Consider the following 20,618-nt stretch of genomic DNA (forward strand, 5'->3'; position numbering starts at 1 on the left):
CTCCGTCGTCTCTGTGATCGTGTCGTGCATGCGACACGGTGGTCGTCGGGGCGGCGTCGAGTGGGTGTAGGTGTGGGTGTGCTCGCGTGCCGGACACTCGGCCTTCGAGTGCAGGGTGAGTTCATCCTACTTCGGGTACATATTTCGTTGCGCACCGTGCGGTCGGAATCCATTGACCGGTGGGTGTGCCTGCTGCTACCGTTGTCAACACGTTGGTTGATAAAGGAGTTAGTTGATCATGAGCGACGAATCGAGCGTCGCTCGGCTGGATTCGGCGTTCATGGCTCTCGCCGACCCGGTCCGTCGGACAATCGTGGCGCGTTTGAGTCGTGGACCGCAGACCGTGAACGATCTGGCCGAGCCGTTCGAGATCAGCAAGCAAGCGGTCTCGCGGCATATCCAGGTGCTCGAGAAAGCAGGCCTGGTCACTCGCTCGCGTGACGCCCAGCGTCGACCCGTGCATCTCGACGCACGCCGGCTCGAGGAGCTGACCGCGTGGATCGACAAGTACCGAATCATCGCCGAACAGCAGTTCCGAAACCTCGACGAGCTGCTCACCACACAGGGAGAACAAAGATGAGTAATCCTGTCGACATCACAGCACCGGAGGGCCTCCCCTTCATCGACATGACGCGCGAGTTCGACGCGCCGGTCGACGCCGTCTTCCGGGCTCACCGGGACCCGGATCTGTTGAAGCAGTGGCTGGGCCCCAGCGGCTACGAAATGCGGATAGATATCTACGAGTTCCGCACGGGCGGTCGATACCGCTATGTGCACATCGACCCCGAGGGCTCCGAGTATGCGTTCAACGGGGTATTCCACGTGGTGCGCGAGAACGAGTTCGCGATCCAGACATTCGAGTTCGAAGGGTTCCCTGATTCTGTCAGCATCGAGTCGCTGACGTTCGTCGACCTGAACGGACGCACGCGTCTGGAAGCCCACAGTGTCTACCCCTCTGTCGAGGCGCGCGATGGAATGGTGCAGAGCGGGATGGAGCAGGGTGTGACCGAGGGATATCGAAGTCTCGACCGGATTCTCCAGGAGAGCTGACGGGCGATGGACTGGACTCTGGAAGTTGTCGTCGTTCCTGTGTCCGAACTCGATCGGGCAATCGAGTTCTACCGCGACAAGGTGGGCTTCGCGCTGGACCATCACACGGTGAACGAGCACATGAACTTTGCTCAGCTCACTCCGCGCGGATCGGGATGCTCCGTCGTGATCGGGACTTTGCCTGGGCAGCAGGAGATGGCGCCGGGGTCGCTTCGAGGTCTACAGCTCGTGGTGTCCGACGCCTATGCCGCCCGGGAGGAGTTGCTCGGCCGCGGCGTGGAGGCGAGCGAGATCGTCGTCGTAGATGAGCGTGATGGTGGCACCTTGTTCGGCTTCGCGGATCCGGACGGCAACACCTGGGCGGTTCAGCAGTTGAAGGTGCGGGCCGAGAAGCCACTGATCCCGAAGTGACCTCCGTGATTCGAACCGCAGGCCTGGCGTATGTGCGGGATCGTCGAATGATCCAGGCCAGGTCTGCGGGCAAGTCCGCGTTCTACATGGCCGGCGGCAAGATCGACCCCGGCGAGACTCCTGTCGACGCGCTGCACCGAGAGATTCGCGAGGAGCTCGACACCGGGGTGGTCGACGTCGAGCTGCTGGGCGTGTTCCGATGCCAAGCGTGGGGGCACGCCCCCGGCACTGCGCTCGAGCTTCATTGCTTTCGAGCGGAGATACTCTCCGAGCCCGCGCCGACCAGTGAGATTGCCGAGATTCGCTTCTTCACGCGGGATGAGTACGCGGCGATGCCGGACGTCGCCCCTGGCTCGTTGATGGTGTTCGACCGCATGAAAGAACTGGGCTTGATCGATTGACGTAGCGGCGGGCGCAGGTACGCTGGGGACTGCGAGAACGTACGTTCTCACAACCCGAGGTCAGGAGCACCTATGACGAGTTTGTCTCAGAAGGCCACCACCCTGCTCGAACTGCACAAGCCGGGCGCACCAGTCGTTCTGCCCACCGTGTGGGACGCATGGTCGGCAAATCTGGCGGTCTCGGCCGGATTCGCCGCACTCACCGTCGGGAGTCACCCCGTCTCGGACTCCATCGGCAAGCCCGACAACGAAGGCATCACCTTCGAGGAACTCCTCACGCGGATCTCCCAGATCAGTTCCGCCGTCGATGTACCACTTTCGGTCGACATCGAATCCGGCTACGGGCAGGAGCCGAGCCGGCTGATCGAGGGTTTGATCGCGGCTGGCGCCGTCGGTCTCAACATCGAGGACACCGTGCACAGTGAAGGTGGACGGCTCCGCGAGGCCCAGGAGCACGCGGACTTCGTCGGCGCACTGCGAACCGCCTCGGACGCGACCGACGTGCACGTGGTCGTCAACGCCCGCACGGACCTGTTCGTCAAGCAGGTCGGCGACGAGAGCGACCGTGTCGACCGTGCCATCGCCCGGCTGAAGCTTGCGGCGGAGGCAGGCGCCGACTCGCTGTACCCCGTGGGCTTCCACAGCGATGCGGACCACAAACGCCTGGCCGAGGAGCTTCCGCTGCCCATCAACGCCATCGCGGATCCGGCGAAGGGGGACCTGGCGCACTTCGCATCGTTGGGCGTGGGGCGCATCAGCTTCGGCCCGCTGCTGCAGGGCGCGCTCGCCAGCGAGGCCGACCGGCTGCTGGCCCGCTGGAAATAGGCGCCTCCGGCGCACGTGAGCGGAAATACATAGTGGGACACGTATTTCCGCTCACATGCGCGAAGCGCCCTCGCTGAACGCCTTCAGGTTCGCCACCTGCTCGGGATCGAGCGAGGGACGCACCGTGCGGCGCGCGGTCTCGACGTCCTCGGCGGTGACATCGGTGGCGTCCATCGACCTGCGCAGCGCCGTCAGTGCGGCCTCGCGGAGCAACGCGGCACAGTCCGCTGCCGAATAACCGTCGAGGTCGTCTGCCAGCGCATCCAGGTCGACATCCTCGGCCAGCGGAACGGACTTGCCCGACGCCTGGAGAATGGCCTTGCGTGCCTCGGCGTCCGGCGGTGGGACGAATACCAACCGCTCGAGACGACCGGGCCGCAGCAGCGCGGGATCGATCAGATCTGGCCTGTTGGTCGCGCCGAGCACGACGACATCGCGTAGCGGTTCGACGCCGTCCAATTCCGTCAGCAAGGACGCCACCACTCGGTCGCCGACGCCGGAGTCGGCACTCTGTCCACGCCGCGGCGCAAGCGCATCGACCTCGTCGAGAAAGATCAGTGACGGAGCGGAGTCTCGGGCGCGTTGGAACAATTCCCGCACGGCCTTCTCCGAGGAGCCGACCCACTTGTCCATCAGCTCAGCACCTTTGACGGCGTGCACGCTCAATTGACCGGAACTGGCGAGGGCGCGAACGAGGAACGTCTTGCCGCATCCGGGTGGTCCGTAGAGCAGCACCCCACGAGGCGGTTCGATACCCAAGCGCGCGAAGGAATCCGGGTGCCGTAGCGGCCACAGTACCGCCTCGGTGAGAGCCTGCTTAGTCTCGACCATGTCGCCCACATCGTCGAGCGTGATGCTTCCGATGGCGAGTTCCTCGCTACCCGAGCGTGAAAGCGGTCGAATCACGTCGAGGGCGCCCACTAGATCGTCCTGAATGATCTGTGGCTCCGATTTCCCGTTGCTCGCTCGCGTGGCGGCGCGCAGGGCAGATTCCCGAACGAGCGCGGCAAGGTCGGCCACCACGAAACCCGGTGTTCGCGAGGCGATCTCGCCGAGCGTGAGGTTGTCCGTCGGTGCTGTGCGAAGGAGATGTTCGAGGAACGCGGTGCGCCCTGCCCCGTCCGGTAGCGACAGCGTCAGCTCGCGGTCGCACAGATCCTGTGCGCGAAGTCTGGAGTCGGTCCCCTCCGGGTGGGCCGTGGTGGCCACGAAAGCGACCCCCGTGGTGTCGACGGCTCGCTGCAGCTGATCCAGCACCAGCGTCGACGCGGGTTCCGGGGTGACGGGCAGGAGGGCGTCGATGTCGGTGACCAGCAGGACGCCACCTCCGCTGAGGCGATCGACGGCCGAGGAGATGGCCTCCACACGTGCGGCGGCATCGAGCGCCCCGACCGAAGGCCCGTCGAGCTCGACGACCGACCTGCCTGCCAGCGCGGCGCGGGCCAGCGTCGACTTGCCGACTCCACCTGGACCGGTGACAAGCACACCGAGATGCGGTGAGGCGCCCAGTCTGGCCAGCAGCTCGGATTCGTCCAGAGCCAGACGTAGCCATTCGGAGAGTTTCTCCAGCTGCGCCGTCACCCCGACCAACTCGGTGGCGGGCACGGTCGGGGCAATCCGGCGTTCGACCGTCACACTGGGGACCCGCGCGCTGGGGGCTTTCGCACTGGGGGCTTTCGCACCGTGGTTGCCGTCGCCCCAGCCGACAGCCGAATTGGGCTGGACACTGACCGGACCGCCGGAGGGGTCGGTGGACGAGACCGTCAACAGTTCCGTCGTCCACGCCACACCGAACGTTCGCGAGAGTGCTTGAGTAGCGGCACTCGTGCTCGTTCCGGGGCCTAGGTCGCGGGGGAGCAGCGAGACCGTATCCCCGACGGTCAGTACCTTGCCGAGCAGGGCCTGCCGGAGGGTGGCGTCGGAGATGGACCCGGTGGCGAGCGCCGATCCCGCGATGGTGACAGTCCTCGCGCCCTGCACCGATACCGGCGTCACAGCGATCGAACCGTCCTCCTTGATACCGGCGTTGGACAGCGTCACGTCGTCGAGCAACGCTGTCCCGTGCGGTGTGTTCGCGGGAGCACGGCCTGCGACGGATGCGGTTCGCCGGCTGCCGACCAGCGCGATGGCATCCCATTCTCGAATGCCCAGTGCCGCCAGCACTTCGGGGTGTAGCCGCACGACACCCCGCCGGGCGTCGGCGGCGGAGGTGTTGAGTCGGGCGGTCAGTACCAGCTCCGGCCGGGAGGCGCTCTCGGTCATGATGGGCTCCGGGTCATGATGGGCTCCGGGTCATGATGGGCTCCGGGGACGACGGAGGCCGAGTCGGGCAGTGGACCGGCGCGGGCCGCGGGGTGCGCGGCGGATGGCGCGGCGTTCGGCCCGTCGCTCCGAGGGCTTGGCATCCCAGGTGTACGGGCGAGCGGCGACCCACCGCTGCGAGCGGACCGCGAACGGAATGTGCGCCAGGTAGACCGCTACCAGAACGATCAGAAGTATCAGCGGGTACGTGATCAGCGCAGCAGCCGTCAGCGCGACGAGAATGAGCAGGGCTGCTGCCATGCGCGGCGGTACCGACACCGTCTTGAGTGCCAGCGTCGGGATTCTGCTGACTGCAAGACCGGCCGCGAACAAGGTCCAGCCGGTCACCACGGGGAATGATGCCCACCAGCCGTCGCCCCACACCTGGAACGCGGCCATCGGGGTGAGGACGATCAGGGCACCTGCCGGCGCGGGTACTCCGGTGAAGAACTCGCTCGCGTACCCGGGGGAGTCGTCGACATCGAGCAGTGTGTTGAACCGGGCCAGCCGCAGGACGACCGCCACCGCGTACACGAGCGCGACGATCCAACCGAACTGTGATCCCTCCAGCAGTGTCACGTAGAGCACCAGGGCCGGCGCGACGCCGAAGGAGATCGCGTCGGCGAGCGAATCGAGTTCGGCACCGATCTTGCTGGTGGCGTCGAGCAGGCGAGCGATTCGGCCGTCGAGGGCATCGAGAATCGCTGCGGCTCCGATCATTGCCAGCGCGGTTCCCAGTTGGTCGTCGAGTGCGAATTTGACCGCGGAGAGGCCGGCGCACAGGGCGAGAATCGTCACCACCGACGGCAGTAGACGGACAGCCGCCGGTCGGCGTGATCGTCGCGTGATCATCGTGGCGCCTCTACCGAGGTAGTTCCGCGAGGACCGTCTCGGCGCCGATCGATCGTTGGCCACGCTCGACGAGCAGCGTGGTTCCGGCCGGAAAATACGTGTCGACGCGCGATCCGAAGCGGATGAGGCCGTATGTGTCACCGATGGAGAGGACGTCGCCGACCTTGGCATAGTTGATGATGCGACGTGCGATCAGACCGGCGATCTGGACGACCGCGACGTCGTGTCCCGTTGGAGTTCTGATGTGCATGCTGTTGCGCTCGTTGACCTCGCTGGCCTCGGCCAGGTCGGCGGACTTGAACTGACCCTTCCGATGCACTACCTCCACGACCTCACCGGCTACCGGTACGCGCTGGACGTGTACGTCCAGTACGGACAGAAAGATGCTGACGCGAGGGACCGCTTCGGTTCCTAGATCGAGTTCGGCCGGTGGGACGGCCGTGTCGACGAGTGTCACGAGTCCGTCCGCCGGTGCGACGACCACACCCGGGCGGTTGGGCGGTACGCGGTTGGGGTGCCTGAAGAACGTGGCGCATGCTCCTGCGGCGGTGAGTCCTGCGCGTCGAATCCACCGGTGCCGACGGCCGAGCAGGGCAACCGCCAGGGGTCCGGCGACGAAGGGCAGGCCTGCGGGGTGAAGCGGTGGAACGGCTTCCTTCACCAGTTCGGCGACGTGCGCGATGCCGGTGCGGGGAGGTTGACCGATCGGGGCTGGACGGCGTGCCACTGAGCTCCTCTTGTGAATCGCGGCGGACAGTATGGTCGAAAGAACAGCATGGTCCAACGAACACTGCCGGGGCTTCACACAGTACGTGAGAAGCCCCGGCAGTTGCCGAACGCGTGCGCCGGGAGATCAGACCTTCGATCGACCCATGACCATCTTCACGATCCACAGTAGAATGACAGCTCCTAGCAGGCAGGTCAGGAAGCTGAAGATGATTCCGCCGCCTTCGACGTCGAGGAAGGCGCTGAGCAGCCAACCACCGAGCAGGCCACCGACGATGCCGACGACGATGTTGAGGATGATGCCCATCTGAGCATCCGTTTTCATGATCTTGCTACCGATCCAACCGGCGAGGCCGCCGATGATGATCCAGCCGATGATTCCCAAGCCCAACATGTGGTGCCCCCTCTTATTGGTGTCGTTGATGACTCGAGGGGGATTGCCCGGAACTATCGAGGCGCAAACACCGTTATGCGTTTTCGCTTTCGGACTTGATGCGCTGGAGGGTCTTGTTCATGCCTTCCAGGAGCTCGACATCGAACTGCTCGGTTCCGCCGAGAACGTTCTTGACCAGGAATCCAGAGACCGCGCTGGTGCCGGTGGGCGCTTCGCGCTTTTCCACGACGGTGGTGCCGGTGCCGGTGGCGGACGGTGTGAGCGTGTAGGACCAGATCGTCTTGTTCTCGACGATCCGAAACGCAATGGCCTTGTTCGGCTGAAATTCCACGACCTTTGCAGTGGTCGGCCACACCAGCATGCCCTTGCGATTGATGTTCAGCGTGGTGGTGCCCTTGCGCACATCGCCGCCGAAGACCTTCATCTTCTTGCACTGAGGGCTCCACTCGCCCATGCGCTTGAGATCGGACACGACCTTCCACACCTGCTCCGGGGTGGCCTCGACATCGATGCTGGCTTCCAGGGTCTTGCTCACGTGCGCCTCCATTGGGGTTGTTTGCAACCGACCGTTACAGACATTTCGCCTGATCGTATAGGCATGCCCACAACCGATGCGGCACTACATCTGTGCGCGACGGGCCAGGACGAATGCGTACAGCCCGTACAGGCCGATCCCGACGCCGGCGAGAATCAGCAGAAACCGGCCGAACGGCTGGGCGCCGAGCGTCTTGATAGCGCCGTCGATGCCGGTGGCCTTACTGGGGTCGGAGGTGAACACAGCAGCGACGACGAGGCCCCCTGCGCCGATCAGCGCGATGCCCTTGGCGACGTATCCGGCGATGCCCAGCCGTTCCACCGATTTGCTCTGATGGCCTTCTAGGTCGTCGAGGAAGTTCTTGGAGACGCCCTTGTACACGTGGTAGCCGCCGACGCCGATGACAATGAGTCCGATGAGGACGAGCGCCGCCTTGCCGAAGCCGTTCTCCATGAGCCGTGCCGACATGCCGGCGTTCTGTTGCCCGCTGGACTCACCGGATCCGCTGGCGAACTGGAAGGTCGTCCACGTGAACGCGATGTACACCCCAGCGAGAGCCAGGGCCTTCAGTCGGTCCATCGCGCTGCCCGCATCTTGGTCCGTCTTCTTACCGATGACCGCTTCGATGATCCGCCACAGCGCGAGCGCTGCGAAAGCGACGACGGCGACCCACAGGGCGATCCTGCCTCCGGGTTGTGCGGCCAGGGTGCCGAGGGCACCGGATTGGTCTGCACTGCCGCTGTCGCCGAAGGCGAGACGGATCGCGATGTAGCCGATCAGGAGGTGCACGAGACCGGAGACGACATGCCCGCCTCGTGCGGCCTTCTCGAACAGGTCACTGTCTTGTGCGCGCTGGGCGGTATCGCCGGCCGATGAATTCACGTAGATCCCCGATGGTGGTGGTGTCCGGTATTCGTACCCGAATGCCTCGCCCGGGAAACACGTACCGCGCGCCTCCCCCCAAAGTGGTAACGGGAAGCGAACACTGGCGATAGTACGAACGAGGAACCAGACCACAACAAGTATGTGTTCGGAGTGATCGATCGTGAACATTCATTCGATCTTGCGTCGTCCCAGCTCGGAAGTGCCCCTGCTGGAAACCGCTCGAATGAGCGGCAGCCCTAGGAAGTGGCCCAGTGAGAAGCTCGAGCGACTCCTCACCCCCGGCGAAATCGAGATGATCAGGCGCGGGCAGGTCTGACACGCGCGGCTCGACTCCCGGAGTCATACTTGTGGGCAGGTAACGCTCGTCCGGGAGGGTCATTGAAGCCTGTCATTCTCAGTGTCGACGATGATCCGGGAGTATCCCGAGCCGTCGCCCGCGATCTTCGCCGTCACTATGGCGAGAACTACCGAATCATCCGTGCCGAATCGGGGCCGCAAGCCCTCGATGCCCTCAAGGAATTGAAGCTGCGCGGTCAGCCTGTGGCCGTGTTGCTGGCGGACTATCGCATGCCGCAGATGAACGGCATGGAGTTCCTCGAACAAGCGATGGACCTGTACCCCTATGCGCGAAGAGTGCTGCTGACCGCGTACGCCGACACCGACGCTGCAATCGACGCCATCAACGTCATCGACCTCGACTACTACCTGCTCAAGCCGTGGGATCCACCGGAGGAAAAGCTGTACCCGGTGTTGGACGCCCAGCTCGAGGCGTGGTGCTCCCAGGACCATCGTCCCGTCGAGGAAACCAGGATCATCGGCCACCGGTGGTCGGCGAGATCCTCGGAGGTGCGCGAGTTCCTGGCTCGCAACCAACTGCCCTATCGCTGGTACATGGCAGACGAACCGGAGGGCGCTCGGCTCCTCACCTCCGCCGGCGTCGAGGATTCCGCGTGTCCGGTGGTCGTCACCTCGGACGGCACCGCGCTCTGCGGCCCCACCGACGCGGAGCTGGCCCAGCGCCTGGGCCTGACCACGACGCCGTCGGACGAGTTCTACGATCTCGTCGTCATCGGCGGTGGCCCCGCCGGGCTCGGCGCTGCACTCTACGGCGCGTCGGAGGGCTTGCGCACGACGCTCATCGAGCGCACGGCGACTGGCGGGCAGGCCGGACAGAGTTCCCGGATCGAGAACTACCTCGGATTCCCCGACGGCGTCTCCGGGGCTCAGCTGGCCGAGCGGGCGCGTCGGCAAGCGCTCAAATTCGGCGCCGAGGTGGTGACGACCCAGGACGTGGTTGCGCTCGAGGCCAACGGATCGGCGAGGACGGTGCATTTCGCAGACGGTCGCACCATCGCCGCACACACGGTGATTCTCTCGACCGGTGTGGCGTACCGACAGCTGGCGACGCCGGGTATCGAGAACTTCACCGGCCGCGGCGTGTTCTACGGCTCGGCGATGACGGAGGCGGCTCGCTGCGCGGAGCAGGACGTCTACATAGTCGGCGGCGCCAACTCGGCCGGCCAGGCGGCGGTGTACCTGGCGCGCGGAGCGAAGTCGGTGACGATTCTGATTCGTGCACAGTCGCTCGAGGCGTCGATGTCGCACTACCTGATTCAGCAGATCGAGGAGCATCGAAAAATCACCGTGCGAACCTGCACCGAAGTGGTCGGGGTTGCGGGCGAGGATCACCTGGGGTCCATCACCGTCCGCGACAGGGCCACCGGCGCGGAGGAGACCATTGCCGCGCAGTACCTGTTCCTCTTCATCGGGGCCGCGCCGCGCACCGACTGGCTCGACGGCTTCCTCGTGCGCGACGAGCACGGGTTCGTCGTCACCGGACCCGATCTCGTCGTGGACGGCAAGGGGCCGGCCGGATGGGATCGTGACAGGCTGCCCCACCACCTCGAAACGAGCGTGCCCGGCGTGTTCGCTGCCGGTGACGTGCGCTCCGATTCGGCCAAGCGGGTGGCGTCGGCGGTGGGCGAGGGAGCGATGGCAGTGATGCTCGTGCACAGCTATCTGGCCAATCCATGAGTGCGCCGTGCAGTCCGGAAGAGTTGAGAACACTGTTCCTCTTCGAGAAACTCGACGACGAGCAGCTCGCGAGACTCTGCGCCGAGGGCAGTATCGAAACCATCGAGCCCGGGCCGGTGTACTCCGAGGGCGATCCGGCGAGGTGCTTCTACGTGTTGATCGAGGGCTCCCTGGTGTTGACGAAGCTCTCGGGCGGCGAGGACATCGTCATCAACCGAACCTCGCAGCGCGGCGTGTATGCGGGCGCGTGGCAGGCCTACCTACGTGATCGGGCGCCCCAGGTGTACCAGTCATCGATGCGCGTGAGCGCCACCTCGCGTTTCTTCGTGCTCGACGCCGACTGCTTCGCCTCGATCGTCTCCGAGTGGTTCCCGATGGCCCTGCATCTGCTGGACGGGTTGTTCTTCGGCAACCGCAACACCACGCAGCTCATCGATCAGCGAGAGCGACTGTTGGCTCTGGGATCCCTGTCCGCTGGTCTGACCCACGAGCTGAACAACCCCGCGGCTGCCGCGGTGCGGGCGACGTCGGCGCTGCGCGATCGTGTCGCACACATGCGCCACAAGCTGAAGATGATTGCGAACGGTTCGCTCGATCGGGCCTCGCTCACCTCCCTCGTCGGCCTGCAGGAAGAAGCCGTCGAACTCGTCGCGAAAGCTCCCAAGCTGACGCCGCTCGAGGCCTCGGACAGGGAGGACGAGCTCGGTGATTGGTTCGACGACCACGACATCGCAGGTGGATGGGATCTGGCTCCGACATTCGTGCAGGCGGGCCTGGATGTGGCATGGCTGAACAAGGTTGCCGCGACGGTCGACGAGTCGAGGACCCTCGAGGGCGCGGTTCGATGGCTCAGCTACACCGTCGAGACCGAGTTGTTGATGAACGAGATCGCCGATTCGACGACGCGGGTGTCGACCCTCGTCGGGGCGGCCAAACAGTATTCGCAGATGGATCGTGCGCCGTACCAAACCGTCGACCTGCGGGACCTGCTCGAGAGCACGCTGGTGATGTTGGCGCGCAAGATCGGCCCCGACGTCACCGTCGTCACCGAGTACGACCCGTCGCTGCCGCCGATCCCGGCATACGCGGCCGAGCTGAATCAGGTGTGGACCAATCTGATCGACAACGCGGTCCAGGCGATGGATGGTGCCGGCACGTTGACAGTGCGAACCTCGCTCGATCACGACACGGCCCAGGTGGACATCTGCGACACCGGACCCGGAGTGCCGGAGAGCATCCGAGGCCGAATCTTCGAACCGTTCTTCACCACGAAGCCCGTGGGCGAGGGAACCGGTCTGGGCCTGGACATCTCGTGGCGAATCGTCGTGACCAAACATCATGGTGAGCTGAACGTACGATCCGAGCCCGGTGACACCCGCTTCACTGTCAGACTGCCTATAGCGTCGGAATCAGCGCAGGAGGAATCATGAGCGAGGACATTCCCGGCATCGATGTCACCGCCGCGCCGTCGGGGCCCGGTTGCGCCGAATGCACAGCGACGAAGGGGTGGTGGTTTCACCTCCGCAGGTGCGCGCAGTGCGGGCACATAGGGTGCTGCGATTCCTCGCCGTCGCAACATGCCAGCCGACACGCCGAGAGCACGAGGCATCAGCTGATCAGAAGCTTCGAACCCGGTGAGAGCTGGTACTACAATTACGCGGACGAGCAGATGTACGACGGTCCCGAACTCGCACCGCCGCAGCATCATCCGCTCGACCAGCCGACGCCGGGGCCAGCTGGTCTCGTGCCCGCGAACTGGCAGCGTGAACTCAATTGAACGAGAACAAGACGCGTCCGACGGATGTCCCGGCCCAGGAGTTCCTCGCTGCCGTGGAGCATCCCGTTCGACGGGCCGACGGACTGGCCCTTGCCGAGATGATGGGTCGGGTCACCGGTGAACCCGCAGTGATGTGGGGCCCGACGATGGTTGGCTTCGGCACTTACCACTACCGGACCGGAAGCGGGCGGGAAGGCGACTACCTCGTCGTCGGATTCTCGCCGCGTAAATCGAATCTGTCGCTGTATGGGCTCACCTACGCACCGGAGTCGGAGGGGCTGCTCGAGCGGCTCGGAAAACACAAACGGGGAGCTGGATGCTTGTACGTCAACACCCTCGCTGACGTCGACTTCGGCGTTCTCGAAGAGCTGACCGCGGTGAACTACCCGCACATCGTCGAAAACATGAGCTCATGACACGGTCGGTGGGGATTCTGATGTTCGACGACGTCGAGGTGCTCGACGCGTGTGGGCCGTTCGAAGTTTTCTCGGTGGCCAACAGGGTGATTGTCAGGGACGGCGGGGAGCCCGCTTTCGACGTCGTCCTCGTCGGGATCGACGACAGTCCGGTCTGCGCTCGCGGTGGGATGCGAATCGAGGTCGATGGATCACTTGCGGACGGTAGGTACTTCGACATCGTGCTCGTTCCCGGGGGCGTCGTCGATGCTGTCACCGACAATGCCGCAGCCCTGGCGTGGATCGCACGACAGTCGAAGACGAGCGAGTTGACGGCGTCGGTGTGTACCGGCGCGTTCCTGCTCGCCGCCGCCGGTGTGCTGGATGAGCGGCCGGTGACCACGCACTGGGAGGATGTCGCCGAACTGCGTTCGCGCTGGCCCGAACTCGACGTCCGCGACGACGTCCGGTATCTCGATCAAGGCGATATTGCCACCTCGGCCGGCATCAGTGCCGGGCTCGATCTCGCGCTGCATCTGGTGCGGCGGTTCGTCGGGGCCGACGTTGCGACGCGCACCGCGCGCCAAATGGACTATCACTGGTCACCCGACCGACGAAAAAGGGCCCAGCCTGATCGGCCGGGCCCCTCCTCGTCGCTGTAGTTACTGCGAGTTGTTCTTCTGTGCTTGACCTTCTGCGGAGTCCGCGAACTCCGGGGTGTCGAAGGTCTCCCCGCCGAGCGGATCCACCGGAGCATTCTCGTGGGAGTACTCCACTTCCCCGGTCTTGGGGTCGACGGCCAGCGATTCGCTGGACACCTCGTGCACCGCCACCACCACGTGCTGACCATCCGGAGTCGCGAGACCGTCCGTCGAAGCGCTGAGTCCGGAGAACGTCGAAGAGATTCCGAATCGACGAGCCGGCTTGACGACCTCGTCGAGCGGAACGGGGGTTTCCCCGTTCGTGCTTTCGGTGTTCGGAGTGGTCGTCAAACGGATGTAGCGGGGTGTGGTGGCCACGTCGTAACGGAACGCCTTCAGTAGCGACACACACGCCAGCACCATGATGATCGAGAACGGCACTGCCGTGGCTATCGAGGCCGTCTGCAATGCCGTCAAAGATCCGGAACCGCCGACCAGCAGCAGGACTGCCGCCGCAGCGCCCTCCAGCGTGGTCCAGTAGATGCGAGTGATCTTCGGGGTTTCCAGATTTCCGCCGGACGCGAGAATGTCGATGACCAAGGACCCGGAGTCCGAGGAGGTGACGAAGAAGAACACCACGACCAGAATCGCGAGAACACTGGTGATAGTGGCCAGCGGCAAGCCGTCGAGCAGCTGGAAAAGACTCGTGTTGGTGCTCACTTCGCCGTCGACGAGCAGGTCCTGGTCGTCGCGCTGACGCAGGATGGCGGCGTCGCCGAAGATGGTGAACCACAGTGAACCGATGACGGTGGGAGCGAGCAGGACACCGAAGACGAATTCACGGATGGTGCGGCCACGTGAGATGCGGGCGATGAACATGCCGACGAAAGGTGCCCAGCTCATCCACCATCCCCAGTAGAAGATGGTCCACGCGCCTGCCCAACCGTCGTCGGCGAACGGTGCCGTGCGGAGCATGAGCTCGGGGAGCGCCTGAATGTAGCCGCCGAGGTTCTGCACCCACGACTGCATGAGGAACAGGGTGGGCCCGAGAATCAGCACGAACAGCGCGAGACTCGCCGCCATCGCCATGTTGATGTTGGACAGCCACTTCAGGCCCTTGGAGACACCGGTTACCACCGAGAATGTTGCCAACGCGGTGACGAACGCGATCAGAATGACCGTGACCCAGTTGTTGGTCTCGATCCAACCGAGGTATTCGAGGCCGGCAGAGATCTGTTGAACGCCGAATCCCAGCGAGGTCGCGACGCCGAAGAGGGTTCCGATGATGGCGACGGCGTCGATGGCGTGGCCGATGCCGCCCTCGATGCGCTTGCGCCCAAGTAGCGGTTCGAGAATCCACCGGACCGTCAGTGGCCGACCCTTGCGGTACGTCATGTACGCCATGCCGAGGCCGACGACGACATAGATGGCCCAAGCGTGCAGTCCCCAGTGGTACAGGGTGAGCTCCATGGCCTGATTCGCTGACGCGTCCGTGCTGCCCGCCACGCGACCGGCCTCGGGTGGATCGACGTAGTGCGAAAGCGGTTCGGCGACGCCGTAGAAGACGAGACCGATGCCCATACCCGCACTGAAAAGCATCGCGAACCAGGACAGGACCCCGAACTCGGGCTTCTCGTCGTCACGTCCGAGGCGGATGTTTCCGACCCGGCTGATGCCGCAGTAGAGCGCAAACGCGACGAAACCGGTCGCGCTGAGGATGTACCACCAGCCGACGCCATCGGTGATCGCGGAGTTCAGCGATTCGAATGCACCCTCGGCGGTACCGGCGAAGACGACGGCGAAACCGATCATGCCGAAAATGACGATCGACGCGGGAATGAACACGGGCTTTCTCAGCCCACCCCACGCCTTCTTCAATGCACTGGGTTCTGTGGAATTCACTGGCGCTTCCGTCCTCACAATTTTCGTATGCGAATTGTGGACGGCGGCCGATGCTGATCGCTACCGCGTCGGGCCGACCACATTCGGTTCTCGTGCTTCTTCTGTTTCTGGTCAAGTGCCGATAAGTACAGTAACCGAACTGCGCGCTACCGGTCGAACTGCTGGTTTCGACGCGAGTATTCGTACCGGGCTGCATTCGACGGATGTTCACTTGCGAGAATGCAATTCCGAATCGCCGGAGCAACACACACCCGATAAAATTCGTCTACGTATCGCAAACACTCGTCGTGGTGACCCTGGCTTTGGGTGCCCGCCGAGAACGTCGGGGTGGTCGGACCCATCACCTCGCTCGTCCGCAATCCTCGTAGTGGTCGGTGATCCGAAGCCGGGCGTCGAACGCGCCGAGGTTCGGCACTGGGCGGCCATCTGCATCATCGGTATGCCCCTTCACGCTCGCCTGCGTCCGCGCGGCCCAGCGCAGTGGTGGACCGCGGAAAGCGCTGCTGCTCGGTAGTGCGGCCGGCGCGCTGTTCGGCGTGGCGGCAGTGCTCACCAAGGGCGTGGTGCACCTGGTGTCGCGGGGCGTCGGTCCGCTGTTGACCTCCGTAGAGCTGTGCGCCTTGATCGTCGTTGCAGGCGTCGACAGTCATGGAACCCGTCGTCGCCTCGGCTCTCGGGTTCATGGTGCTGGGGGAGTACCTGGCCGCGGACCGTGACGCCACCGCCGTCTTGCTCGTCGCTCTGGTCGCGATGGTCGCGGCAACTGTGGCACTTGCGCGGTCCTCCGCTCGGAACGAGGCACCGGCGTCGATCGGCTCGTGACCGGCACCGCTTACCCGGTGAGTGTGCTCGACCTTGCACTCGGCATGGTCGAGTGCTAGAAATGCAGTTGGCACTCGCTTAGTGTGAGTGCCAGGTCGGGACGGTGAGGCTGGGAATCATCGACACCCCTGGTCGTCCGTCGCGGGCACCGAACTCGGCCGAGCAAGTGCAGATGAGCGACTGGAACACGGTCGCTCAAGCGTGTCACCCCCAATCCGGAGGATCACTTCGCAATGGCCAAGATCATCGCGTTCGACGAAGAGGCACGCCGTGGCCTCGAGCGAGGCCTCAATGCCCTCGCCGACGCAGTAAAGGTGACGTTGGGCCCCAAGGGTCGCAACGTCGTTCTCGAAAAGAAGTGGGGAGCTCCCACGATCACCAACGATGGTGTTTCCATCGCCAAGGAGATCGAGCTCGAAGATCCCTACGAGAAGATCGGTGCCGAGCTCGTCAAGGAGGTCGCCAAGAAGACCGACGACGTCGCAGGCGACGGCACCACCACCGCTACCGTTCTCGCTCAGGCACTGGTTCGTGAAGGCCTGCGCAACGTCGCGGCCGGCGCCAACCCGCTCGGCCTCAAGCGCGGCATCGAGCAGGCTGTTGCAGCTGTCACCGAGTCGCTGCTCAAGTCCGCCAAGGAGATCGACACCAAGGAGCAGATCGCTGCTACCGCTGGTATCTCCGCAGGCGACCCGTCCATCGGCGAGCTCATCGCCGAGGCAATGGACAAGGTCGGCAAAGAGGGCGTCATCACGGTCGAGGAGTCCAACACCTTCGGCCTGCAGCTCGAGCTCACCGAGGGCATGCGCTTCGACAAGGGCTACATCTCGGCGTACTTCGCCACCGATGCAGAGCGCCAGGAAGCCGTCCTCGAAGACGCCTACATCCTGCTCGTCAGCTCCAAGATCTCCACGGTCAAGGACCTGCTGCCGCTGCTCGAGAAGGTCATCCAGTCGGGCAAGCCGCTGCTGATCATCGCCGAGGACGTCGAGGGCGAAGCTCTCTCCACTCTCGTGGTGAACAAGATCCGCGGCACCTTCAAGTCCGTTGCCGTCAAGGCACCCGGATTCGGTGACCGTCGCAAGGCTCAGCTCGCCGACATCGCCATCCTCACCGGTGGCGAGGTCATCAGCGAAGAGGTCGGCCTCTCCTTGGAGACCGCCGGACTCGAACTGCTCGGCCAGGCACGCAAGGTCGTCATCACCAAGGACGAGACCACCATCGTCGAGGGCTCGGGCGACTCCGAGGCCATCGCCGGTCGCGTCAGCCAGATCCGCGCCGAGATCGAGAACTCCGATTCCGATTACGACCGCGAGAAGCTGCAGGAGCGCCTGGCCAAGCTGGCCGGTGGCGTTGCAGTCATCAAGGCCGGAGCAGCGACCGAGGTCGAGCTCAAGGAGCGCAAGCACCGCATCGAAGATGCAGTGCGTAACGCCAAGGCTGCCGTCGAAGAGGGCATCGTTGCCGGCGGTGGCGTCGCGCTGCTGCAGTCTGCGCCCGCACTCGACAACCTCAAGCTCGACGGTGACGAGGCAACCGGCGTGAACATCGTTCGCGTCGCGCTGTCCGCTCCGCTCAAGCAGATCGCATTCAACGCAGGCCTCGAGCCCGGCGTTGTTGCGGACAAGGTCTCCAACCTGCCCGCAGGTCACGGCCTCAACGCCGCGACCAACGAGTACGAGGACCTGCTCGCTGCAGGCATCAACGACCCGGTCAAGGTCACCCGCTCGGCGCTGCAGAACGCAGCGTCCATCGCGGCTCTGTTCCTCACCACCGAGGCCGTCGTCGCCGACAAGCCCGAGAAGGCCGGAGCGCCCGCAGGCGATCCGACCGGTGGCATGGGCGGCATGGACTTCTAGAGTCCATCTCTCTCGACAAGAGCCCGGTCCCTCTTCGGAGGGGCCGGGCTTTTTCGTGCGCACGTGTGAATTGCTCGAAAGTGTCTGGTAAAGCCTTGACACTCTCTTGCATTCCTTTGCATTCCTTTGAACATATCGCCGTTGACCGACCGTCCGTCACGTATGAAGCTTGGGTCCAAGCCCGACGGCAATGGTCGGAGTTGGTGACTCGTTCAAGCGCAATGCAAGAAGGACGCCGCATGAAATCAATAGCTTTTGTGTTCCCCGGTCAAGGATCGCAGCGTAGCGGAATGGGATCCGATCTTGTAGGAAATTTTGAAACCGCATCCAAGTGCTTCCGTTCTGCCGACGATATTTTGGGAATTCCGCTGTCTCGAATCTGCCTGAATGCAGACGCCGATGTTCTTCGTGACACTTCGATAACGCAACCTGCGGTGTTTGTCACGAGCATTGCGACGATGGCTGTGTTGCGAGAGCACGGGGTCGAGCCGTCGATCACGGCAGGTCATAGCCTGGGTGAGTTTGCAGCGTTGGTATGTGCAGGAACCATCTGCTGGACCGATGCCCTTCTGCTGGTGCGCCTTCGAGGTGAGCTTATGAGTCGGGTAGGTCGGCGCGAGCCGGGTGCCATGGCTGCGGTTGTCGGTCTCGGCATCGCGGATGTCGAGGCACTATGCGGCCAGATCCAAGCGGCAACATCGCAGGTTGTCGAGGTCGCAAACGATAACGCCCCTGGGCAAATCGTCGTTTCAGGACATATTGCAGCGGTAGAGAAGGTGTGCGAATCCGCGCTCGAATACGGAGCAGCAAAGACCATTCCGTTGAATGTCGGCGCTCCGTTTCACTGCTCGTTGATGGCAGATGTCGAGGAGGAATTCTCGGCAGCGTTGGATAGTGTCGATATGCACACACCGACTACGCAATTCGTATCGAGCGTTACCGCGCAAAGTGTATCCGACATCGTCGACGTCCGAAGAATTCTCACTAATCAATTGACCGCTCGAGTTCGTTGGACAGAGACTATGCGGACGCTCGAACGCCTCGGTGCAAGCTGTGCGCTCGAGGTCGGCCCGGGCCGTGTACTCAAGGGATTGAGCAAGAAAGCGACGCCGGAACTGCGTGTCGCGGCCACATCGACCTTGGGCGAACTGAACGACGTTCTGGCGAACGAACGGACCGACGCTGTCGTCGCCTGACTTGTTGTCTCGACTCTCATCCGTAGTAGAGCGCACCGATGTGACCTCTGCGAGTGCACTGCCATCGAAGCCAAGGAGGACGTATGGATGCTGAAGTAATCGTTGTCGGAGCTGGTCCGGCGGGTCTCATGCTTGCCGCCGAGTTGAGGCTTACCGGCGTGAATGTCATTCTATTGGAACGGCTTCCGAAAAGAACTGGAGAGTCGCGCGGACTGGGATTCACTGCGCGGACAATGGAAGTTTTCGATCAGCGTGGACTGCTACCGCGATTCGGAACCATCGAAGTGAGTACCCAAGGCCACTTCGGTGGAATCCCCTTGGATTTCGGCTTGCTCGAAGGGGCTCACCAAGCCGCGAAAACGGTGCCCCAGTCTGCAACTGAGACCGTCCTGGAGCAGTGGGCCGTTTCGCTGGGCGTGGACCTTCGACGAAATCACGAGGTGCTCGGTGTCTCTGACAAAGGTCTGTCGGTTCAGGTCGACGTCGCATCGCCGGACGGGGTCAAGACGCTGACAGCCGCATACTTGGTCGGATGCGATGGAGGGCGTAGCACCGTCCGGAAGGCGGCGGGATTCGATTTTCCCGGTACCGCATCGACGATGGAGATGTTCCTCGCCGACGTGACGGGACTCGACCTACAACCCCGCATGATCGGTGAAACCCTTCCCGGTGGAATGGTCATGGTTGGTTTGCTCCCCGAGGGTGTCACGCGGTTGATCGTGTGTGAGCGGGGTGCGCCGCCGCGCCGCCGCGAAACTCCGCCCAAGTATGACGAGGTGTCGTCAGCGTGGAAGCGTCTGACCGGTGATGACATCTCGCATGGAAATCCCGTGTGGGTCAGCTCGTTCGGCGATGCAACGAGGCAAGCCGCCGAGTACAGGCGGGGGCGAGTATTTCTGGCGGGTGACTCCGCACACATCCATCTGCCTGCAGGCGGTCAAGGAATGAACACGAGCATTCAAGACGCCGTGAACCTCGGATGGAAACTGGGTGCAGTAGCTTCGGGCCGTGCGCCGGAGCGACTACTCGACACCTATCACGACGAGCGCTGGCCGGTGGGAGAGCGACTCCTGAAAAACACTCGAGCACAGGGGACACTGTTTCTGAGCGGATCCGAGATGCAACCGCTGCGTGAGGTTCTCTCCGAACTCACCGCATACGACGATGTGACGCGTCACCTGGCCGGCATGGTCAGTGGGCTGGAGATCCGATACGACTCAGGTGGAGGGACCAACCCTCTGCTCGGGTACCGACTGCCTCCACTCGTCTTCGATGAGAGATCAGTGCCCGCGACGTCGACGGCCGCTTTGACAAGAGCACGCGGCGTGCTTTTCGACTTCGAGGACAACCCGGTACTCCAGAGGATCGCCCAGGGCTGGTCGGACCGCGTCGATGTCGTCACCGCAGCGATCGTCGAGCACCCCGCGTCATGGCCGACCAGCACGTCGGCCGTACTCGTCCGGCCCGACGGCTATGTGGCCTGGGCTGCGCCAGGAACGCATGCGGATCTGGCGATGTCCCTCGAACGGTGGTTCGGCCCGGCGCGTGAGCGCACTTCTCGCACCGATACCACGATCGACTCCAAGACCTCGGTCCTCACGAACAGATAGGA

At 63.8% G+C, this 20,618-nt stretch carries 22 protein-coding genes; 14 read left to right on the top strand and 8 right to left on the bottom strand.

Annotated features, from left to right (window positions below; translation table 11 throughout):
- The first annotated feature begins 238 nt into the window (after nt 1-238).
- The 5 genes from KVY23_RS01885 (at nt 239) to KVY23_RS01905 (ending at nt 2,687) form a co-directional block, all read left to right on the top strand.
- Nucleotides 239-580, top strand: a complete 342-nt coding sequence (locus KVY23_RS01885; protein ID WP_075838408.1) for a helix-turn-helix transcriptional regulator — start codon at nt 239-241, stop codon at nt 578-580.
- A complete protein-coding gene (locus tag KVY23_RS01890) occupies nt 577-1,050 on the top strand; it encodes an SRPBCC family protein (protein WP_230555093.1) in 474 nt (157 codons plus the stop codon). Before KVY23_RS01885 ends, KVY23_RS01890 begins: the two co-directional genes overlap by 4 nt.
- 6 nt (nt 1,051-1,056) lie before the next feature.
- Nucleotides 1,057-1,461: a VOC family protein gene (locus KVY23_RS01895; RefSeq protein WP_230555094.1), complete on the top strand. Its 405-nt coding sequence runs from the start codon at nt 1,057-1,059 to the stop codon at nt 1,459-1,461.
- Nucleotides 1,462-1,508: 47 nt separating this feature from the next.
- Complete coding sequence (locus KVY23_RS01900; RefSeq protein WP_075838407.1) at nt 1,509-1,862, top strand: NUDIX domain-containing protein; 354 nt, start codon at nt 1,509-1,511, stop codon at nt 1,860-1,862.
- 72 nt (nt 1,863-1,934) lie between these two features.
- Complete coding sequence (locus KVY23_RS01905; RefSeq protein ID WP_206509231.1) at nt 1,935-2,687, top strand: isocitrate lyase/phosphoenolpyruvate mutase family protein; 753 nt, start codon at nt 1,935-1,937, stop codon at nt 2,685-2,687.
- 51 nt (nt 2,688-2,738) lie between these two features.
- Here the strand turns inward: KVY23_RS01905 and KVY23_RS01910 are convergent, their stop codons facing one another.
- The 6 genes from KVY23_RS01910 to KVY23_RS01935 form a co-directional block, all read right to left on the bottom strand.
- Nucleotides 2,739-4,949 carry an AAA family ATPase gene (locus KVY23_RS01910; RefSeq protein ID WP_230555095.1) on the bottom strand — a complete coding sequence of 737 codons (2,211 nt, stop codon included), beginning with the start codon at nt 4,947-4,949 and terminating at the stop codon, nt 2,739-2,741.
- 30 nt (nt 4,950-4,979) lie between these two features.
- Nucleotides 4,980-5,840, bottom strand: coding sequence for a phosphatidylcholine/phosphatidylserine synthase (locus KVY23_RS01915; protein ID WP_206509233.1), 861 nt, complete (start codon nt 5,838-5,840; stop codon nt 4,980-4,982).
- Between the two features lie 10 nt (nt 5,841-5,850).
- Nucleotides 5,851-6,567: a phosphatidylserine decarboxylase gene (locus KVY23_RS01920; RefSeq protein WP_075838406.1), complete on the bottom strand. Its 717-nt coding sequence runs from the start codon at nt 6,565-6,567 to the stop codon at nt 5,851-5,853.
- Between the two features lie 126 nt (nt 6,568-6,693).
- Nucleotides 6,694-6,960 carry a GlsB/YeaQ/YmgE family stress response membrane protein gene (locus KVY23_RS01925; protein WP_075838346.1) on the bottom strand — a complete coding sequence of 89 codons (267 nt, stop codon included), beginning with the start codon at nt 6,958-6,960 and terminating at the stop codon, nt 6,694-6,696.
- A gap of 73 nt (nt 6,961-7,033) precedes the next feature.
- Nucleotides 7,034-7,495 (bottom strand): SRPBCC family protein, encoded by a 462-nt coding sequence (locus tag KVY23_RS01930; RefSeq protein ID WP_075838405.1) that lies wholly within the window; start codon nt 7,493-7,495, stop codon nt 7,034-7,036.
- An 84-nt stretch (nt 7,496-7,579) separates the two neighbouring features.
- A complete protein-coding gene (locus KVY23_RS01935) occupies nt 7,580-8,383 on the bottom strand; it encodes a DUF1206 domain-containing protein (RefSeq protein WP_230555270.1) in 804 nt (267 codons plus the stop codon).
- Between the two features lie 375 nt (nt 8,384-8,758).
- Between KVY23_RS01935 and KVY23_RS01940 the strand changes: the two genes are divergently transcribed.
- The 5 genes from KVY23_RS01940 to KVY23_RS01960 are packed head-to-tail and all read left to right on the top strand — an operon-like array spanning nt 8,759 to nt 13,248.
- Nucleotides 8,759-10,414, top strand: coding sequence for an FAD-dependent oxidoreductase (locus KVY23_RS01940; RefSeq protein WP_230555096.1), 1,656 nt, complete (start codon nt 8,759-8,761; stop codon nt 10,412-10,414).
- Nucleotides 10,411-11,844, top strand: a complete 1,434-nt coding sequence (locus tag KVY23_RS01945; protein WP_206509235.1) for an ATP-binding protein — start codon at nt 10,411-10,413, stop codon at nt 11,842-11,844. Before KVY23_RS01940 ends, KVY23_RS01945 begins: the two co-directional genes overlap by 4 nt.
- Nucleotides 11,841-12,191: a UBP-type zinc finger domain-containing protein gene (locus tag KVY23_RS01950; RefSeq protein WP_075838343.1), complete on the top strand. Its 351-nt coding sequence runs from the start codon at nt 11,841-11,843 to the stop codon at nt 12,189-12,191. The genes KVY23_RS01945 and KVY23_RS01950 overlap by 4 nt, the downstream gene beginning before the upstream one ends.
- On the top strand, nt 12,188-12,607 hold the full coding sequence (locus tag KVY23_RS01955) for a DUF1801 domain-containing protein (protein ID WP_230555097.1): 420 nt from the start codon (nt 12,188-12,190) through the stop codon (nt 12,605-12,607). The genes KVY23_RS01950 and KVY23_RS01955 overlap by 4 nt, the downstream gene beginning before the upstream one ends.
- Entirely contained in the window at nt 12,604-13,248 is a 645-nt protein-coding gene (locus tag KVY23_RS01960; protein ID WP_230555098.1) for a DJ-1/PfpI family protein, read from the top strand. Before KVY23_RS01955 ends, KVY23_RS01960 begins: the two co-directional genes overlap by 4 nt.
- Here KVY23_RS01960 and KVY23_RS01965 read toward each other — a convergent pair whose 3' ends face one another.
- On the bottom strand, nt 13,249-15,039 hold the full coding sequence (locus KVY23_RS01965) for a BCCT family transporter (protein WP_230555271.1): 1,791 nt from the start codon (nt 15,037-15,039) through the stop codon (nt 13,249-13,251). It abuts the gene before it with no gap.
- 521 nt (nt 15,040-15,560) lie between these two features.
- Nucleotides 15,561-15,779 carry a hypothetical protein gene (locus KVY23_RS01970; RefSeq protein ID WP_230555099.1) on the bottom strand — a complete coding sequence of 73 codons (219 nt, stop codon included), beginning with the start codon at nt 15,777-15,779 and terminating at the stop codon, nt 15,561-15,563.
- Here KVY23_RS01970 and KVY23_RS01975 point away from each other — a divergent pair.
- The 4 genes from KVY23_RS01975 to KVY23_RS01990 all read left to right on the top strand — a co-directional run bounded on the left by KVY23_RS01975 (nt 15,778) and on the right by KVY23_RS01990 (nt 20,616).
- Nucleotides 15,778-15,951: a hypothetical protein gene (locus KVY23_RS01975; RefSeq protein WP_230555100.1), complete on the top strand. Its 174-nt coding sequence runs from the start codon at nt 15,778-15,780 to the stop codon at nt 15,949-15,951. The two genes, KVY23_RS01970 and KVY23_RS01975, sit on opposite strands and share 2 nt — an antisense overlap.
- A 233-nt stretch (nt 15,952-16,184) precedes the next feature.
- On the top strand, nt 16,185-17,810 hold the full coding sequence (gene groL / locus KVY23_RS01980; protein WP_075838342.1) for a chaperonin GroEL: 1,626 nt from the start codon (nt 16,185-16,187) through the stop codon (nt 17,808-17,810).
- A gap of 239 nt (nt 17,811-18,049) precedes the next feature.
- A complete protein-coding gene (gene fabD / locus KVY23_RS01985) occupies nt 18,050-19,006 on the top strand; it encodes an ACP S-malonyltransferase (RefSeq protein ID WP_230555101.1) in 957 nt (318 codons plus the stop codon).
- Between the two features lie 83 nt (nt 19,007-19,089).
- On the top strand, nt 19,090-20,616 hold the full coding sequence (locus KVY23_RS01990; protein ID WP_075838341.1) for an FAD-dependent monooxygenase: 1,527 nt from the start codon (nt 19,090-19,092) through the stop codon (nt 20,614-20,616).
- Nucleotides 20,617-20,618: the final 2 nt, after the last annotated feature.

Origin of the sequence: Rhodococcus sp. I2R, assembly GCF_020889545.1 — a bacterium.
Taxonomy (GTDB): domain Bacteria; phylum Actinomycetota; class Actinomycetes; order Mycobacteriales; family Mycobacteriaceae; genus Rhodococcoides.

Excerpts from the sequence above, each read along its gene's own strand:
- KVY23_RS01885 (WP_075838408.1), top strand. The coding sequence starts at position 239 with ATGAGCGACGAATCGAGCGTCGCTCGGCTGGATTCGGCGTTCATGGCT.
- KVY23_RS01890 (WP_230555093.1), top strand. The coding sequence starts at position 577 with ATGAGTAATCCTGTCGACATCACAGCACCGGAGGGCCTCCCCTTCATC.
- KVY23_RS01895 (WP_230555094.1), top strand. The coding sequence starts at position 1,057 with ATGGACTGGACTCTGGAAGTTGTCGTCGTTCCTGTGTCCGAACTCGAT.
- KVY23_RS01900 (WP_075838407.1), top strand. The coding sequence starts at position 1,509 with ATGATCCAGGCCAGGTCTGCGGGCAAGTCCGCGTTCTACATGGCCGGC.
- KVY23_RS01905 (WP_206509231.1), top strand. The coding sequence starts at position 1,935 with ATGACGAGTTTGTCTCAGAAGGCCACCACCCTGCTCGAACTGCACAAG.
- KVY23_RS01910 (WP_230555095.1), bottom strand. The coding sequence starts at position 4,949 with ATGACCGAGAGCGCCTCCCGGCCGGAGCTGGTACTGACCGCCCGACTC.
- KVY23_RS01915 (WP_206509233.1), bottom strand. The coding sequence starts at position 5,840 with ATGATCACGCGACGATCACGCCGACCGGCGGCTGTCCGTCTACTGCCG.
- KVY23_RS01925 (WP_075838346.1), bottom strand. The coding sequence starts at position 6,960 with ATGTTGGGCTTGGGAATCATCGGCTGGATCATCATCGGCGGCCTCGCC.
- KVY23_RS01945 (WP_206509235.1), top strand. The coding sequence starts at position 10,411 with ATGAGTGCGCCGTGCAGTCCGGAAGAGTTGAGAACACTGTTCCTCTTC.
- KVY23_RS01950 (WP_075838343.1), top strand. The coding sequence starts at position 11,841 with ATGAGCGAGGACATTCCCGGCATCGATGTCACCGCCGCGCCGTCGGGG.
- KVY23_RS01960 (WP_230555098.1), top strand. The coding sequence starts at position 12,604 with ATGACACGGTCGGTGGGGATTCTGATGTTCGACGACGTCGAGGTGCTC.
- KVY23_RS01965 (WP_230555271.1), bottom strand. The coding sequence starts at position 15,039 with ATGATCGGTTTCGCCGTCGTCTTCGCCGGTACCGCCGAGGGTGCATTC.
- KVY23_RS01975 (WP_230555100.1), top strand. The coding sequence starts at position 15,778 with ATGGAACCCGTCGTCGCCTCGGCTCTCGGGTTCATGGTGCTGGGGGAG.
- KVY23_RS01970 (WP_230555099.1), bottom strand. The coding sequence starts at position 15,779 with ATGACTGTCGACGCCTGCAACGACGATCAAGGCGCACAGCTCTACGGA.
- groL (WP_075838342.1), top strand. The coding sequence starts at position 16,185 with ATGGCCAAGATCATCGCGTTCGACGAAGAGGCACGCCGTGGCCTCGAG.
- fabD (WP_230555101.1), top strand. The coding sequence starts at position 18,050 with ATGAAATCAATAGCTTTTGTGTTCCCCGGTCAAGGATCGCAGCGTAGC.
- KVY23_RS01990 (WP_075838341.1), top strand. The coding sequence starts at position 19,090 with ATGGATGCTGAAGTAATCGTTGTCGGAGCTGGTCCGGCGGGTCTCATG.